Origin of the sequence: Streptomyces sp. NRRL F-5630, from assembly GCF_000719475.1 — a bacterium.
Classification (GTDB): Bacteria; Actinomycetota; Actinomycetes; order Streptomycetales; family Streptomycetaceae; genus Streptomyces.
The window spans coordinates 26,641-42,369 of sequence record NZ_JOGO01000054.1; the positions used below are offsets into that span (position 1 = coordinate 26,641).

General features: G+C 73.9%; 13 protein-coding genes. 8 read left to right on the plus strand and 5 right to left on the minus strand.

Features of this window, described 5'->3' with window-relative positions; genetic code table 11:
- Positions 1 to 47: 47 nt before the first annotated feature.
- On the plus strand, positions 48 to 1,514 hold the full coding sequence (gene der, locus IF99_RS0122405) for a ribosome biogenesis GTPase Der (RefSeq protein WP_030998578.1): 1,467 nt from the start codon (positions 48 to 50) through the stop codon (positions 1,512 to 1,514).
- Between the two features lie 127 nt (positions 1,515 to 1,641).
- Here the strand turns inward: der and IF99_RS0122410 are convergent, their stop codons facing one another.
- Together IF99_RS0122410 and IF99_RS0122415 are read right to left on the minus strand one after the other, a co-directional pair.
- Positions 1,642 to 1,995 (minus strand): hypothetical protein, encoded by a 354-nt coding sequence (locus tag IF99_RS0122410; RefSeq protein WP_234340807.1) that lies wholly within the window; start codon positions 1,993 to 1,995, stop codon positions 1,642 to 1,644.
- 196 nt (positions 1,996 to 2,191) lie between these two features.
- Complete coding sequence (locus tag IF99_RS0122415) at positions 2,192 to 2,965, minus strand: hypothetical protein (RefSeq protein ID WP_030998582.1); 774 nt, start codon at positions 2,963 to 2,965, stop codon at positions 2,192 to 2,194.
- Positions 2,966 to 3,501: 536 nt separating this feature from the next.
- On the opposite strand from IF99_RS0122415, the gene IF99_RS0122420 reads away from it, so the two are divergent.
- The 3 genes from IF99_RS0122420 to IF99_RS0122430 all read left to right on the plus strand — a co-directional run bounded on the left by IF99_RS0122420 (position 3,502) and on the right by IF99_RS0122430 (position 6,233).
- On the plus strand, positions 3,502 to 4,761 hold the full coding sequence (locus IF99_RS0122420; protein WP_030998583.1) for a glycosyltransferase: 1,260 nt from the start codon (positions 3,502 to 3,504) through the stop codon (positions 4,759 to 4,761).
- Positions 4,758 to 5,660 carry a hypothetical protein gene (locus IF99_RS0122425; RefSeq protein WP_051703622.1) on the plus strand — a complete coding sequence of 301 codons (903 nt, stop codon included), beginning with the start codon at positions 4,758 to 4,760 and terminating at the stop codon, positions 5,658 to 5,660. Before IF99_RS0122420 ends, IF99_RS0122425 begins: the two co-directional genes overlap by 4 nt.
- 360 nt (positions 5,661 to 6,020) lie before the next feature.
- On the plus strand, positions 6,021 to 6,233 hold the full coding sequence (locus tag IF99_RS0122430) for an I78 family peptidase inhibitor (RefSeq protein ID WP_030998587.1): 213 nt from the start codon (positions 6,021 to 6,023) through the stop codon (positions 6,231 to 6,233).
- Between the two features lie 81 nt (positions 6,234 to 6,314).
- Here the strand turns inward: IF99_RS0122430 and IF99_RS0122435 are convergent, their stop codons facing one another.
- Both IF99_RS0122435 and IF99_RS0122440 read right to left on the minus strand, forming a co-directional pair.
- Positions 6,315 to 7,307 carry a phosphatase PAP2 family protein gene (locus IF99_RS0122435; RefSeq protein ID WP_030998589.1) on the minus strand — a complete coding sequence of 331 codons (993 nt, stop codon included), beginning with the start codon at positions 7,305 to 7,307 and terminating at the stop codon, positions 6,315 to 6,317.
- A gap of 528 nt (positions 7,308 to 7,835) precedes the next feature.
- Positions 7,836 to 8,288, minus strand: a complete 453-nt coding sequence (locus IF99_RS0122440; protein ID WP_030998591.1) for a cell division protein SepF — start codon at positions 8,286 to 8,288, stop codon at positions 7,836 to 7,838.
- Between the two features lie 328 nt (positions 8,289 to 8,616).
- Between IF99_RS0122440 and IF99_RS0122445 the strand changes: the two genes are divergently transcribed.
- Positions 8,617 to 9,756: a DUF5685 family protein gene (locus IF99_RS0122445; RefSeq protein WP_030998593.1), complete on the plus strand. Its 1,140-nt coding sequence runs from the start codon at positions 8,617 to 8,619 to the stop codon at positions 9,754 to 9,756.
- Positions 9,757 to 9,899: 143 nt separating this feature from the next.
- Here IF99_RS0122445 and IF99_RS0122450 read toward each other — a convergent pair whose 3' ends face one another.
- A complete protein-coding gene (locus tag IF99_RS0122450) occupies positions 9,900 to 10,883 on the minus strand; it encodes an ABC transporter substrate-binding protein (protein ID WP_030998595.1) in 984 nt (327 codons plus the stop codon).
- Positions 10,884 to 11,478: 595 nt separating this feature from the next.
- Between IF99_RS0122450 and IF99_RS0122455 the strand changes: the two genes are divergently transcribed.
- From IF99_RS0122455 to IF99_RS0122465, 3 genes are all read left to right on the plus strand, one after another.
- Positions 11,479 to 12,510, plus strand: a complete 1,032-nt coding sequence (locus IF99_RS0122455) for an amino acid ABC transporter permease (RefSeq protein WP_030998596.1) — start codon at positions 11,479 to 11,481, stop codon at positions 12,508 to 12,510.
- On the plus strand, positions 12,507 to 14,501 hold the full coding sequence (locus tag IF99_RS0122460; RefSeq protein WP_030998598.1) for an FAD/NAD(P)-binding protein: 1,995 nt from the start codon (positions 12,507 to 12,509) through the stop codon (positions 14,499 to 14,501). Before IF99_RS0122455 ends, IF99_RS0122460 begins: the two co-directional genes overlap by 4 nt.
- A gap of 62 nt (positions 14,502 to 14,563) precedes the next feature.
- On the plus strand, positions 14,564 to 15,316 hold the full coding sequence (locus tag IF99_RS0122465) for an amino acid ABC transporter ATP-binding protein (RefSeq protein WP_030998600.1): 753 nt from the start codon (positions 14,564 to 14,566) through the stop codon (positions 15,314 to 15,316).
- Positions 15,317 to 15,729 lie beyond the last annotated feature (413 nt).

Here is a 15,729-nt window from a genome sequence, read left to right on the forward strand (position 1 = left end):
GGGACCGAGAACGGTCCCCGACGACAGACGACAGAGGTACGCACTTCATGAACGACCACCACCCCTTCGAGGGCGAAGAGCACGGCGCGCTCGGGGACGCCGAGTACGAGCGGTTCATGGAGCTTGCGGCCGAGGAGGGCTTCGACGTCGAGGACGTCGAGGACGCCATCGGCGAGGCCGGGCACGGACCGCTGCCCCGGCTCGCCGTCGTCGGCCGTCCCAATGTCGGCAAGTCGACTCTCGTGAACCGCATCATCGGCCGCCGCGAGGCCGTCGTCGAGGACCGGCCGGGCGTCACGCGCGACCGCGTGACCTACGAGGCCGAGTGGGCGGGGCGGCGCTTCAAGCTCGTCGACACCGGCGGCTGGGAGCAGGACGTCCTCGGCATCGACGCCTCCGTCGCGGCCCAGGCCGAGTACGCGATCGAGGCGTCCGACGCGGTCGTCTTCGTCGTGGACGCGACCGTCGGCGCGACCGACACGGACGAGGCCGTCGTGCGCCTGCTGCGCAAGGCGGGCAAGCCCGTCGTGCTGTGCGCCAACAAGGTCGACGGCCCTTCGGGCGAGGCCGACGCGGCGATGCTGTGGTCCCTCGGCCTCGGCGAGCCGCACCCCGTCTCCGCCCTGCACGGGCGCGGTACGGGCGACATGCTCGACGCCGTCCTCGAAGCGCTGCCCGACGCGCCGAAGGAGACCTTCGGCGGCACCGGGATCGGCGGCCCGCGCCGCGTCGCCCTCATCGGGCGCCCGAACGTCGGCAAGTCCTCGCTGCTCAACAAGCTCGCCGGCGAGGACCGCGTCGTCGTCGACGCGCAGGCCGGCACGACGCGCGACCCGGTGGACGAGCTGATCGAGCTGGGCGGCGTGACCTGGAAGTTCGTCGACACGGCGGGTATCCGCAAGCGCGTCCACCTCCAGCAGGGCGCCGACTACTACGCCTCGCTGCGCACGGCCGCCGCCGTCGAGAAGGCCGAGGTCGCCGTCGTCCTCATCGACGGCGCCGAGTCCATCTCCGTGCAGGACCAGCGCATCCTCACGATGGCCGTCGACGCGGGCCGCGCGCTCGTCCTCGCCTACAACAAGTGGGACACGCTCGACGAGGAGCGCCGCTACTACCTGGAGCGCGAGATCGAGCGGGAGCTCGGTCAGGTCGCCTGGGCGCCGCGCGTCAACATCTCGGCGCGGACCGGGCGGCATATGGAGAAGCTCGTGCCCGCGCTGGAGACGGCGCTCGCGAGCTGGGAGACACGCGTGCCGACGGGGCGCCTCAACGCGTTCCTCGGCGAGCTGGTGGCCGCGCACCCGCACCCGGTGCGGGGCGGCAAGCAGCCGCGCATCCTCTTCGGCACGCAGGCGGGGACGAAGCCGCCGCGGTTCGTGCTCTTCGCCTCGGGCTTCATCGAGGCGGGGTACCGGCGCTTCATCGAGCGCCGGTTGCGCGAGGAGTTCGGGTTCGAGGGGACGCCCGTGCAGATCTCGGTGCGGGTGCGGGAGAAGCGGGGACGCAAGAAGTGAGGTGAACCCCCGCGGGGGTGCGGGGCGGGTCCGGAGACACGGGTCCGCCCCGCTCGGCGTGCGTACGGGACGGGGGCGAGGCGCGGGGCGGCCCCGGCGCCGACCGCGGGGCGGGCGCCGCGCCGGGTCAGGACTCCGTACGCCTCGGGACCGGGGGCAGGGCCGCCGGGCGGTGGAGGGCGGGGCGCTGCCAGTCGGCGGGGGGCTGGGGGGCCGGGGCGGCCCAGCCGTAGCCGGTGCGGACCGACGCCGAGGGGGGCGTGCGCGGCGACTGGTGGTGGAACAGGGGCAGGCCCAGTTCGTCCTCGCCGCACCACTCGCCCGGCACGGTGCGGAACAGGCGGCGGTACTCGGCGAAGAGCGCGTCGTAGATGGGGGTCGCCGAGAAGCCGGGACGGGGCTCCTGCGCGGGACGCATGGCGGGGATGGCGCGGTGGCGGGGGGACTCGTAGGGGTGCACGTCCTGCCAACGACGCGGCACGCGCGGGGATGCGGGCGAATACCCCTCCGACTCAGCCGGGCGGGCGCGGAGCCGCTCTCCGCGCCCGCCCGCGCTCCCGTCCGCCCCTGGGGACGCACGGGAGGAGGGGGTACGCGCGTCGCTCGGGCGCGCACCCCCGGTCAGGGGGGAGCCGCCCGCGGCTCGGGACACGCGGGCGGCGCCGGGGCCGGGACGCTCAGGTACCGGCGAGCGGCATCGCGGCGGCGACGAGCAGGCCCCGCGCCGCCGCCTTGTCGAGCGCCTCACGGAGCAGGTCCTCGCGGGGCTGACGGCCGATGCCACCGGCCGGGGCCGCGTACACGAGAACGGACTGCCGCTTGTTCGCGGCGGTGCGCCAGCCCTCCGTGACCTGGAGCGGCTGGTGGGCCTGCCACCAGGCGACGGGGGCGCCGCCGTCGGGGCCGGGCTGGAGCACGGCGTGCAGCTGGCCCACCGCGAGCAGCACCGACCAGCCGTGCAGGACCTGCGGGACCTCGCTCACCTCGTGGACCGGGGCGAAGCCCTGCTCCTGGAGCAGCGGCAGGAAGGCGTCCTCGGGGCCCGTGGTGCCGGGGCGGGCGATCGGCCCGGTCGGCTCCACGACGAGCGCGGGGTGGAGCTCACCGTCGAGCAGCACGAGACCGCTCGTGACGCCGAGCACCGCCTGCTGCGGCCCCCCGGCTTCGCTCGCCTCGCTCGCGGTGATCGAGGCCACGGCACCCTGCAACTGCTCCTCGGTGACGCGTACGACCTGCGAGGGCAGGCAGCCGGCGTGCGCGAAGGCGAGCACCGCGGTCTCCTCGCCGACGAAGAGCACCGTGCTGGTGTGCTCGTGCTCCGAGTCCCCCGGACTGCGGCAGGAGGTGCAGTCGTAGGCGCCGGGAGCACTCTCCCCGGCGAGCAACCGATCGGCTTCTTCGTCACCGATCTCGGCGCGTACGTCGTCGGCGACGTCGAGAATGCGCGGCACGGGGGCTCCTCGGTCTCGTATACCCGCGTGCCCGGGGCGTCCGGCGCACGCACGCACCGGGCGGGTCCCGGCACACGCCCGGGTCAACGGGCGACCGCAGCCCGGGTCACGCCGCACCCGGCGCGGAATGGCCGCGTCCGCTCCTCGCCCGCCGCCGGGGCCACCGTCCGCCGCCGTGCCCCGCGCCAACTGGGCTTCGTACGGACGGTAGCCGCGAAGGCGGTGCGCGTGCCCTCGGCCCTCGATGGGGCAAAAGGAATGAATGGGGAGCAAACTACCCTTGAGGTGTGGCTGAAAACAGTCGAACGGGCCTCGGAAACGCAGCCATCCGGCTGGTCTTCTCCCTCTCCCGGCCCAGCGCCCGTCATCGCCCCGTGACCTGCGCCGGGACCGCCTGGTTGCCGACTGCGGCGGGGTTGACCCGCCACGCACAGGCAACAAGGACGTGAAGAAGACCCAACCAAGAGACCCCAGCGGGGGTCTCTCTTGGTGACAGGCGGCCCCGGAAGGGCCGTGCACGACGGCGGGACACACGCATGCAGATCTCCTTCCTCATCCACAACGGGTACGCCATCGGCGGCACCGTCCGCACGACGTACAACCTGGCGGCCCAGCTCGCCGAGCACCACGACGTGGAGGTCGTCTCGGTCTTCCGCCACCGCGACACCCCCTCCCTCACCCCGGACCCCCGCGTCCGCGTCCGCCACCTCGTGGACCTGCGCACCGACAGCCGCGGCTCCGATCGCGCCCACCCCCTGCTCCAGCGCCCCTCCGCCGAGTTCCCGCGCGGGGAAATCCGCTACGCCAAGTACAGCGCCCTCACCGACGAGCGGATCAACGCCTACCTCGCCGGCCTCACCTCCGACGTCGTCATCGGCACCCGCCCCGGACTCAACGTGCACCTCGCCCGCCGCACCCGCCCGGGACCGGTCCGCATCGGGCAGGAACACCTCACCCTCGGCGCCCATGCCCCCGAGCTGCGCGCGCGACTGGAGGCCGCCTACCCCCTGCTCGACGGCTTCACGACGACGACCGAGGCGGACGCTCGCGCCTACCGCGCCGGGATGAACCTGCCCGGCGTGCCGGTCTGGAGCATGGCCAACCCGGTGCCCGCGCCCGCCCTGCCGCCCGTCACGGGAGACAGCAAATGGGTCGTCGCCGCCGGTCGACTCGCCGGCGTCAAGCGCTACGACCTCCTCGTCCGCGCCTTCGCCCGGGTCCGCGCCGAACGCCCCGACTGGCGGCTGCGCATCTACGGCACAGGCAAGCAGGAGAACAAGCTCCGGCGCCTGATCCACGAACTCGGCCTCTACAACCACGTCTTCCTCATGGGGCCCGCGCACCCCATCGAGGCCGAGTGGGTCAAGGGCTCCCTCGCCGCCGTCACCTCCTCCCTCGAATCCTTCGGCATGACGATCGTCGAGGCGATGCGCTGCGGGCTGCCCGTCGTCTCCAGCGACGCCCCGCACGGCCCCGCCGAGATCATCGAGGACGGCGTCAACGGCCGCCTCGTCCCCGTCGACGCCGGTCCCGAGACCTTCGCCGCCGGGCTGCTCCAGCTCATCAACGACGACGGACTGCGGGCCAGGATGTCCGCCGCCGCGCTGCGCTCCTCGGCCCGCTACGACCCGGCGGCGATCGCCGAACGGTACGAGTCCCTGTTCACCTCGCTCCGCGCCGCACGGGGCCCGCGCCCGGCGGGACTGCTGCGCGGAGCCGTCCATCGCGGGCGTGCCCGGCTCCTCGGCTCGGTCCTGGCCTCCCGCGCCGCCGCGAAGAAGGGCCGCCCCGCATGAAGACCACCGCGAGCACCACGACCACCGCGTCCACCGCGACGACCGCGACCACCCCCGCTCCGCGCCGCCCCGCCGACGCCGCTCCCGCCGCCCGCCCGGAGGCCCGCGTGCCGTGGAGCGCCTCCTGCGTCGCCGACGCCACCGGCGCCCTCGCCTTCGTCGTCGCCCTGCCCGAGGGACTCACGGGCGGGCACCTCCTGCTGCGGCAGCGCGGCGGCGGCGAGGAGGTCCTCCTGCCGTTCACGGCCACGGGCCACGGCCCGCTGCGCGCCGTGCTGCCGGGCGACACGCCCCTGGCCGAGGGCCACTGGGAGGTCCACGCCCAGGCCCCGGGCGGCGAGCCCGTACGCCTGCGGCCCGGACTCGACGACCTGCGCGCCCTGGTCGACCGCGACCCCGAGGGAGCCGACGCCGTCGCCGTCCACCTCCCGTACACGAGCAAGTACGGCAACCTCTCGCTCCGCACCTGGCTGCGCGCCCCGCACGCCGAGGCGGGCGCTGTGCACGTCGAGCCCGGCGAGACGACGGTGCGCGGGCGCTGCTACGGGATCGTGCCGACGCCCGCCGCGTACGCCGAACTGCGGCCCGCGGAGGGCGAGGGCGAGCCGGTGCGCGCGCAGGTGAGCGGCGAGGGCCCGGACTTCCGGCTGCGCATCGCGCACGCGCCCCTCCTCGCGCACGGACCGCGCCAGTGGCAGGTCCGGCTCCGCCCCGAGGGCGAAGGCGGGCCCGACATCCGGCTCGCCCGGCTGCTCGACGACCTCGTCGACCGGCACGCCGTCTTCACCTATCCCGCCACCGTCCACGAGGGACTGCGCGCCCGCCCGTACTACTCGGGCGCCAACAACCTCGCCTTCCGTGTCACGGCCGTCGCCCCCGCCGCCGACCCGGCCGGGTGAGGGCGGGGCGACCGGCCCCGCATTCGCCGGGACCCCCGCGCGCCGCGCATTACGTGCGGATTTCGTGCCGTCCCGCCCGCATGCCACGGGCGGGGCCGTTTTCGTTCCGGCACCGGTTTATCGGGAGCCCGGCGAAGCGGCGGGTAGCGGGATAGGAGAGGGGGCGGAAAACGCGGGGAGAGGGGCCGGGCATTCAGTCCGATATAACGGCGGTATAAGAAAAGGGAGACCGAACGTGTGACAAACTCCGCGCGAAACTCCCCCTGCCGTGCCGTGATCGAAGTGTGACCCCCCGCGCCCGGGCGCGTCCCCGGGTACCGCCGCTTCCCCCGTGCGCCCCGAGCCCCTAGCGTGGGTCCCATGGCAGCCTTTCCCCCGCCCCAGGAACCCCGCGACGAACCCGCCGCGTACGTCGGCGTCGAGGCCGAGGAGGCCGAGCGACGCGCGCGTGCCCGGGGCTGGCGCACGGTCCGCGCGCTCGCCCCGGGCACGGTGATCACGATGGAGTACCAGTCCGGCAGGCTCAACTTCGAGGTCGACGAGGGGAGGGTCCGGCGCTGCTGGAAGGGCTGAGCCCTTCCTCCGGCGGGCCCGCCCGGCCCCGTACGCGCGAAGGCCCGCCCCGCGCGGCGGGGCGGGCCTTGTGCGCTTCCCTCAGCCGCCCGCCAGCGGGCGCGCCGAGCCGCCGCGAGGCTGATTGCGGTCGTGGGCCTGCGGGCGGCGCGTGCCACCCGTGGGAGGCGCGGGACGGCTGTGCTCGGGGCGTACCGTCGCCCGCGGGCCGTGGGCGGGGTCCTTGCGGGCCGCCGCGGTGGCGGGCACGGCCCGCGGGCCCACCGGCGTGAGCGGGCGCGGGGGTACCCCCGGCACCGGCTTGCGGCGCGCCGCGAGCCGGCGCAGGAAGCCGTCCCGGAGCTGCAGGATGAGCACCTCCACGCGCGCCACCAGCGGCTCGCACCACGGCAGCGCGAGGAGCACGAGCAGCCCGGCCGCCCAGCCGAGGACCACGTCGCTGAGCCAGTGCGTGCCCAGGTAGACCGTGGTGAGGCCGACGCTCAGCGACACGATCGCCGAACCCGCCGACAGATACCTTCTGGCCCGGGGGGTCGAGGCCAGATACGCGAGAATCCCCCAGGTCACGACCGCGTTCGCGGTGTGCCCCGAGGGAAATATGTCCCCGCCGAGTCCCATCTCGTTCGAGCCGATGACCGTCGCGTAGTGCGGGCCCAGCCGTCCCATGCCGATCTTCGCCGCGCCGACCGTGACGTTGAGCAGCAGCAGCGAGGCCCCGAGCACGAGCAGCGGGCGCAGCGTGTGCTGCCGCCAGGAGCGCCACCCCAGCCAGGCGAGCACCATCACCGCCGTGGGGCCCCGCTGCCCGAGCACCACCAGGTAGTCGAGGAAGGCGTGCACCTCGGGCCACTGCTGGTAGGGGCGGAAGAACATGAGCTGCCAGTCGAGGCGGACGAGCCAGGTCGTGGCGGCGACGGCGACGACGATCGCGAGGTAGAAGGCGAGCGTCGCGAGCAGCAGGACGAGCCGGTGGCGGCTCATGACGGGGACGTGCGGGTTGGCCGGCCGCTCCGGCTCGCGATCGAGCCGGGCGAAGAGCCGCGCGAGGCGGCCGGGGGTCGGTTGGGTACGCACCCGATCGACGTTACAGCCGGTGAGTGTCAAAGCCGAACGAAACAACCGTTTCGTGATGGGCATGTGATGTGCAGCGACCTGCCCACCAGGGTTTATCCGGAAGCTTTCCCTAAAGCCGTCCGAAGGAGCGGAGGAGGCCGCGGCGGGACCCGCACGCGCATTCCCCGCGGGATTCCCCGCTTTTCCCCGCCGTCCGTTTTCCGTTCACCCCACTCGCCGTCGCGGGCCGGGAACGCCCGGCGCTCGGGCGCCCGCCCGCCTCGCCGGAGGAGGCGTACCGGGTGGGGGAGGGGAGCGGTGGCCCCGTGGGCCGGGGCGGGTGAACCGGTGGTGCGGCAGGTCGGTGAGGCAGGTACGGGGAGCCGGAAGGCGGCGGCGGGAGCGCGCCCACGAGCGCCCGTGCGGGAGCGGGTGCGGGGCCGGGGCCGCGTGACGCGGGCCGTGCGGGGACCGGCGCCGGCCGTCCGGGGACGGAGGGCGGGGTACGGCGTACGGGGATGCCGTACCGCCCTCGGTCGCCCCGGGCGGCTAGCTCTGGTTGAAGAAGCCGTCGCGGGGACGGGAGCCCGCCGCTTCGCCCGCGAGGATCTCCGTACCGGAAGGGGTGAGGAGGAAGACGCGGGTCGCCACCTTCTCGATCGAGCCGCGCAGTCCGAAGATGAGCCCGGCGGCGAAGTCGACGACGCGCTTGGCGTCGGCGGGCTCCATCGCGGTCAGGTTCATGATGACGGGGACACCCTCGCGGAACAGCTCACCGATGTGCCGGGCGTCCCGGAAGCTGCCCGGGGTCACGGTGCCGATTCTGCGGTCCCGTTCCTCGGCCGCCTGCGCCGCGACCCGCACACGGGGGTCGGTGACCCAGCTCTCGCCGGGCTCGGGGCCCGCCTCGGGCTCGTCCGCGTACCCGTCGTAATAGCGCTCGGCCCCGGTGTCGTCGTCGACGAGCCCGAGCCAGGCACTTGCCTTGCGCACCGATCCCATGGACGCCTCCTCTCACATCACAGCGGTCCTTGTTCCCTGGTTCCCTGTGTTTCCTGCCCCCATCGTCGTCCATCAGGCGAAGGGTGCGCCAAGGGGAGAGGGGCTTCTCGGTGTTTTCGTGACGGTACTGGTGCACAGTGCCCCGTGTCCTGGGCGGAGAACACCGGGGCCAGAGACCTGACGAGGGGTGAAAAACGATTCTTCAGGCCCTTTGGGTACCTCTGGGTGATGCCGGGGGGCGTACGGGTGACGACGAGACCGACGGTAACCACCGGTACGATGCGGCGATCGTAGCGGTACGCGCAGGACAACGGGGGGTCATTTCACGATGTTCGGGATGGTGCGGCCGTGCGCCCACAGCCTCGGCGAGACGCTCAAGAACCGCTGGATGTCCCATCTGTGCGGGCTCTGCCTCGCGCTGAGGGGGGCTCACGGGCAGTTCGCCCGCGTGGCCACGAATTACGACGGCATCGTCATATCCGTGTTGACGGAGGCTCAGACACCGCGCGCCCGGCAGGGCCGCCGCCTCGCCGGACCGTGCGCGCTGCGCGGGATGCGCACGGCGCGGGTCAGCGACGGCGAGGGAGCGCGCCTCGCGGGCGCGGTCTCGCTCGCGCTCGCCGCGGTGAAGGTACGGGACCATGTCGCCGACGGGGACGGGATGCTGGCCCGCCGCCCCGTGGCCGCCGCCGCCGGTCGCGTGGCGATCGGCTGGGCCGAGGCGGCACACCGCTCGGCCGCCGGGCTCGGCTTCGACACGGGGGTCCTGCTCGCCGCCGCCGAACGCCAGCCCGGGATCGAGGCGCTCGCGGGGCCGGGCACCCCGCTCCTGACCGTCACGGAGCCGACCGAGACCGCGACCGCCGCCGCCTTCGCGCACACCGCGCTCCTCGCGGACCGCCCGCACAACGCGGCACCGCTCGCCGAGGCCGGCCGCCTCTTCGGCCGCCTCGCGCATCTCCTCGACGCGGTCGAGGACCAGGCCGAGGACGCAGCCCGCGGCGCCTGGAACCCGCTCACCGCGACCGCGACACCGCGCGCCGAGGCCCGCCGCCTCGCGGACGACGCCCTGCACGGCATCCGTCTCGCCCTCGCGGACACCGACTTCACCGACCCGGCACTCGCCCATCGCCTGCTCGTCCACGAACTGCCGCGCTCGGTCGACCGCGCCTTCGGCACGGCCCACGCGCACCAGCGGCCGGGCGCCCCGGCCCCCGGGAACCCGTACACCCAGGACCCGCCCGGCGGGGACGCCCCGGAACCGCCGCGCACACCGTTGGGGCGCGGTTTCTGGGCGGGCTGCGGAGCCTTCCTCGCCCTGGCGTGCACGTGCCGCCTGTGCTGTGCGGACGAGTACGTGGGCCCGTGGTCGGGCAAGACCCGGCAGGGCTGCTGCCACCAGGCGGAGTGCTGCGACGCGTGCGACTGCGATTGCTGCGGGTGCGACGGCTGTTGCTGCGACTGCTGAACGCGGGGCACGGGTAGCCGGGGCGCCCGTACGCGGGGTGGGGCGGGGGCGGGTCGTACGGGGGCGGGGTGCCTGTGTCCGCACCGCCGCCCCCCATGGGGCCCGCGCCCGGCACCTCCCGGTGCCGCGTACCGGCGTGCCGCTCAGTGGAGCTCGGGCGGGGAGATCCGGGAGGTGGTCAGGGCCGAGGCCGAGACGCCCCACTTCTTGAGGATCCTCGCGTAGGTGCCGTCGGCGATGAGGGCGTTGACGGCCTTCTGGAAGGCGGGGGTGAGGTCGCTGCCCTTCTTGAAGGCGAAGCCGACATCGAGGCGGTGGTACTCGTTGAGGAACTTCAGGCCCTCCTGCTGGTCCACCGCGTACCGCAGGCCGTTGATCGTCGACATGACGACATCGGTGCGGCCCTGCTGGAGCGAGCCCCAGATGGCGCCCTGCTCGGAGTAGGTCTTGACGCTGTACGGCTTCTTGCCGGCCTTCTCGCAGAGCGACTTGTTCTGCTCCAGCGTCACCTCGAAGGTCGTGCCCGCGCCGGTGCCGATGTTCTTGCCGCACAGCTGGGTGAGGTCGGTGATCTTCGCGAGCTTCTCGTCGGCGCGGGTCGCGAAGCCCTGGCCGTCGTTGATGTAGGTGACGAAGTCGATCGTCTTGCGGCGCTCGTCGGTGACGCCGAAGTTGCCGGTGCCGACGTCGTACTTGCCGCTGCCGAGGGCGGGCAGGATCGCCTCGAAACTCGCCTCCTGGCGGTCGATCCTGATGCCGAGGACCTTCGCGACGGCCTCGGTGATCTCCACGTCCACCCCCGCGGCGGTCTTGCCGTCCGCCAGGTACGTCGCGGTGGGCGGCGCGCCGATGGCGCCGCCGAGCGTGAGCCTGCCCGCCTTCCTGACGCGCTCCGGCAGCAGCCTCGCCGCGGCGGCGTCCTTCCTCACCCCGGAGACGACGTTCCCGGTGGGGAGTTGGCCGGCCTTCTTCTCGGCCCCGGCCGCCGCCCCGCCACCCGCACCCCCACCGGCACCCGGGCCCGAGGGGTCACCGGAACCGCAGGCGGTGAGCGAGACGAGCGCGGAGGCGGTGAGCAGGGCGAGCAGGGCGTAACGGTGCGCGGAACGCGGGGGTGGGGCACTCATGGCGGAACTCCAGAACGGCGGGCGGGCATGACGCGGGGGGCGGCGTGACGCGAGGGAGGACGGAGCGAGGGAAGGGTGCGGCGAGGGAACGGGGCGCGAGGGAGGGGTGTGCGCGTGAAGACGGGACAGCGGGGCGGCAGGGAGAAGCGGGCACGACGGCGTGGCCCGCGAGGACGCGTCGCGGCGTCGCGGCACGTACCGCCGCACGGGAACGCGGGACGGTACGGCGGCAGGACGCCGGGGACGGCGAGGAACGGAGGAGGAAGAAAGGGGGCGCGAGCCGGGCCTGAGGGCCGTCAGCTACGAGGCGCGCCGCCGCAGCACGTACGACAGGACGCCGACCACACCCGACCGAAGTCGATGTGAGACCGCGTCACCAGACGCCGCTGCGACAGATTCATGCCGACCAGTGGAACAGGCGTCCGGGCCGCCGTCAACGAATGGAGACGGGATGCTCAGGATGTGGGACACAGGACGAGGACGGGGGTTGACAAAGGCGCGAGTGGCCCCCGTACTCTCGGCGAAGGCCCGTACTGAGGGGTGCGGGCCGCGTGAAGACGGGACACCGTGCGGCGACTTCGCCACGGAGTTCCGCATGCCTTTCGACGCACCAGCCTCCGACGCACCCGCTTCCGGAACCTTCGAGGCACCCGCCTCCGGGGCTTCCGGGGCGCCCGTTTCCGACGCTCCCCCTTCCGAGGCGCGCGCCACCCCCGGCACAGGCGATTCCACGGACCGCCCGCAGGGCCCGCCGCCCGCACCGGGTGGTGCCCCGCCCGAGGCGGGGAAGCCGCCCGCCCCCGCGCTCCGCATCGTGCCCGTCCGCCGTACGGGCCAGTGGATCGCCGCGCTCGTCGTCCTGCTCCTGCTCGCGATGGCGGTCAACTCGCTCGCGCGCAACGAGGCGTTCCAGTGGGACGTCGTCGCCGACTACTTCACGACCTCCGCCGTGCTGCGCGGCCTCGGCCTGACCCTGTGGCTCACCGCGCTCGTCATGGTGCTCGGCTTCGTCCTCGGCACGCTGCTCGCGCTCGGCCGGATGTCGTCGAACCCGGTGCTGAGCTGGGTGTCCTCGGGGTACATCTGGTTCTTCCGCTCGACGCCGATCCTCGTCCAGCTCCTCTTCTGGTTCAACATCGGCGCCCTCTACCCGCACCTCGGGCTCGGCATCCCCTTCGGCCCCGAGTTCGTCACGGTCAAGACCGTCAACCTCCTCGGCCCCGTCACCGTCGCCGTGCTCGGGCTGACCCTCCACGAGGCCGCGTACGCCGCCGAAGTGGTGCGCGGCGGGCTGCTCTCGGTGGACAGGGGACAGACCGAGGCCGCGCAGTCGCTCGGCCTGAGCCCCTGGCGGCGGCTGCGCCGCATCGTGCTGCCGCAGGCGATGCGCGCCATCGTGCCCCCGGCGGGGAACATGCTCATCGGCGCGCTCAAGGGCACCTCGATCGTCAGCGTCATCGCCGTGCAGGACCTGCTCTACTCCGTGCAGCTCGTCTACCACCGCACCTACCAGGTCATCCCGCTGCTGCTCGTCGCCACGATCTGGTACGCGCTCGTGACGAGCGTGCTCAGCGTCGGCCAGCACTACGTGGAGAAGCACTACGCGCGGGGGGCCGAGCGCTCATGACCTCCGCACCTGCCGACCCGCCCGTCGTCGTGGTGGTCGGGGCCGGGCCCCGGGCGACGGGACTCCTGGAACGTATCGCCGCCAACACGGCCGCCGGGTACGCCGGTCCGGACCCCGCCTTCGTCCTCCACCTCGTCGACCCGTACCCGCCGGGACCCGGGCGGATATGGCGGCGCGAGCAGTCGCCGCTGCTGTGGATGAACTCCATGGCCGAGGACACCACACTCTTCACGGACGAGACCGTCGAGATCGAGGGGCCCGTCGTGCCGGGGCCCGCGCTCCACGAGTGGGCCGGGATCGAGGGCCGCACCTTCCCCGACCGCCGCACCCAGGGCGCCTACCTGCGCTGGGCCTACGAGCGCGCCCGCGCCGCGCTGCCGCCCGGCGTCGTCGTGCACGAGCACCGCACCCGCGCCGTGCGCCTCGAAGGGCCGCGCGAGGGACCGCAATCGGTATGGCTCGCGGACCGCGAGACGCCGCTCACCGCCGACCTCGTCGTCCTCACCCTCGGCCACCAGGAGGCTGAACTCGCTCCGGAGGAAAGACAGTTCACCGCGCACGCGGCACGCGAGGGCCTGACATACCTGCCGCCCGACTACACCGCGGACACCGATCTGCGCGGGCTGCGCGCCGGGGAACCCGTCCTCGTGCGCGGCCTCGGCCTCGCCTTCGTCGACCTCATGGTGCTGCTCACCGAAGGCCGCGGCGGGCGCTGGACACCGGAGGGCCGCTACGTGCCCTCGGGCAAGGAGCCGGTCCTGTACGTGGGTTCGCGGCGCGGCGTCCCGTACCACGTCAAGCTCGGCTACCGCCTGGAGGGCGAACTCCCCGAACTGCCGCGCTTCTTCGGCCCCGCGCAGACCAGCGCCCTCCTCGCCCGGCCGGGAGCCCTCGACTTCCGCGCCGACGTGTGGCCGCTCGTCGCCAAGGAACTCGGCTGGGCGCACTACCACCGCCTGCTCACCACCCGCCCGCGCGCCTTCGCCGTCGACCGGGCCGCCTTCGAGTCCGGGTACGCCGCCGCCGATCCCTACGACGGAAGCCTCGACGCCTTCGTCCGCACGGCGGTGCCCGAGGCCGCGGACCGCCTCGACCTCGACGCGCTCGACCGGCCGCTCGCCGGGTGGACCGCGCGCACCCAGGAGGAGGCGCAGGCGCGGCTCCTCGCGCACATCGACGCGGACCTCGACCGCCGCCACGACCCCGCGCACAGCGAGGACCTGGCCGTCTTCATGGCGCTCCTCTCCGTCTACGGACAGCTCATGCGGCTCGGCGACCTCGGGACCTGGTGGCACGGCTTCTTCAGCTTCCTCGCCTCCGGCCCGCCCGGACCGCGCCTGCGCGCGCTGCGCGGGCTCGCGGAAGCGGGACTCGTGCGCTTCCTGGGCGCGGACATGACCGTACGGGCCGTGGACGGAGCCTTCGAGGCGCGCTCGGCGAGCCTGCCGGAGCACGCGGTACGGGCCAGGGCGCTCGTCGAGGCGCGGTTGCCGCAGCCCGAGGCGGGCCGCGTACGCGACCCACTGCTGCGGGGGCTCTTCGCGGCCGGGGCCGCGGCGACCGGGGACGGGCTGCTCGCGGTGACGCCGCAGGACGGCCGGGTGCGGTGGAGCGACGGGAGCACGCACCCGCGCCTGTTCGCGCTCGGGCCGCACACGGACGCGCGCGGAGCGGGGGCTTTCACCCGGCCGCGCACCAACAGCCCGGCGTTCCGGCAGAACGACGCGACGGCGCGGGCGGGCGCCGGTGAGGAGGGGGCGGTGAGTGAGGGGGGTGGCGGCGGCTCGGGTGCGGTCGCCTCTGCGTCGGCGCCTGCGCCAGAGGCTGCCTCAACACCTGCGTCTGCGCCTCTGTCTGCGCCTCTGCCTGCGTCGCTGGGCGCTTCCGAGGCGTTGTCCGCTGGGCCGGAGTCCGGGCCGGGTCCGGCGCGGGGTCCGGGTTCCGCCTCCGTACCGACCGCTACCTCCGCTGTGAAGGAGTCCGTCCGTTGAGTGCTTCAGGTTCGTCGGGTACCGCAGGTTCCTCGGGTGTCGTCGTCGCGCCTCCGCGTCCCATGGTGGAGATCAGCGGGGTGCACAAGAGTTTCGGGAAGCAGGAGGTGTTGCGGGGGATCGATCTCACCGTGCGCGCGGGCGAGGTGACGGTCGTGCTCGGCCCTTCGGGCTCGGGGAAATCGACGCTGCTGCGCACGATCAACCACCTGGAGAAGGTCGACCGGGGGACCGTGCACGTCGACGGCGAGCTGATCGGCTACCGGCGGCGGGGGGACACGCTGCACGAGTTGCGCGAGCGCGAGGTGCTGCGGCAGCGGACCGCCATCGGCTTCGTGTTCCAGAACTTCCACCTCTTCCCGCACCTGACCGTCGAGGAGAACATCGTCGAGGCGCCGGTCGCCGCGCTCGGTGTCCCGGTGCGCGAGGCGCGGGAGCGGGCGCGGCGGCTCCTGGACCGGGTGGGACTCGGCGAGAAGGCCGGCGCGTACCCGCGCACGCTCTCCGGCGGGCAGCAGCAGCGCGTCGCCATCGCCCGCGCGCTCGCCATCGAGCCGCGCCTGCTCCTCTTCGACGAGCCGACCTCGGCGCTCGACCCCGAGCTGGTGGGGGAAGTGCTCGACGTCATCCGGGATGTCGCGAGCCAGGGCGCCACGATGATCGTCGTCACGCACGAGATCGGCTTCGCCCGGGAGGTCGCCGACACGGTGGTCTTCATGGACGAGGGGCGGATCGTGGAGCAGGGGACGCCGGGGGAAGTGCTGGTGAGACCACGGGAGGAGCGGACGAAGGGGTTCTTGTCGAAGGTGCTGTGAGGGGGGAGGCGGGAGGGGGAAGGCGCGGGATGGGAGGGGAGGGTGCGGGGTGTACCTCTGGCCCTGCTGGCGGGGGACGCGTCCGGGTTCGCGGGGGCATGCGTCTGCTTCCGCGGCGAGTCCTCCGCGTTTGCGGGGGAGGTGTCCGGGTTCGCGCGGGGTCCGGGCCCGGGTTCGCGCGGGGCACGTGTCCGTCTTCGCGCGGGGCACGCGCCCGGGTTCGCGGGGAGGCGGTCGTCCTCGCGGGCGACGCGTCCGCGCCCGTCCTCGCCGGGCACGCGCCCCCCTTCGCGCACCATGCCCGCAGCTTCGTCGGGCACGTCCCCGCCATCACCGGGCACACCCCCGCCCTCCCAGGGGGGGCGACCCCAAGACCAATTCTTCCAGCCCCTCCCCCCTTCCCCTCACCCGAT

Coding starts and splice junctions, on each gene's coding strand:
- der (WP_030998578.1), top strand. CDS start 48: ATGAACGACCACCACCCCTTCGAGGGCGAAGAGCACGGCGCGCTCGGG.
- IF99_RS0122425 (WP_051703622.1), top strand. CDS start 4,758: ATGAAGACCACCGCGAGCACCACGACCACCGCGTCCACCGCGACGACC.
- IF99_RS0122440 (WP_030998591.1), bottom strand. CDS start 8,288: ATGGGATCGGTGCGCAAGGCAAGTGCCTGGCTCGGGCTCGTCGACGAC.
- IF99_RS0122465 (WP_030998600.1), top strand. CDS start 14,564: ATGGTGGAGATCAGCGGGGTGCACAAGAGTTTCGGGAAGCAGGAGGTG.
- IF99_RS0122430 (WP_030998587.1), top strand. CDS start 6,021: ATGGCAGCCTTTCCCCCGCCCCAGGAACCCCGCGACGAACCCGCCGCG.
- IF99_RS0122445 (WP_030998593.1), top strand. CDS start 8,617: ATGTTCGGGATGGTGCGGCCGTGCGCCCACAGCCTCGGCGAGACGCTC.
- IF99_RS0122460 (WP_030998598.1), top strand. CDS start 12,507: ATGACCTCCGCACCTGCCGACCCGCCCGTCGTCGTGGTGGTCGGGGCC.
- IF99_RS0122420 (WP_030998583.1), top strand. CDS start 3,502: ATGCAGATCTCCTTCCTCATCCACAACGGGTACGCCATCGGCGGCACC.
- IF99_RS0122455 (WP_030998596.1), top strand. CDS start 11,479: ATGCCTTTCGACGCACCAGCCTCCGACGCACCCGCTTCCGGAACCTTC.
- IF99_RS0122450 (WP_030998595.1), bottom strand. CDS start 10,883: ATGAGTGCCCCACCCCCGCGTTCCGCGCACCGTTACGCCCTGCTCGCC.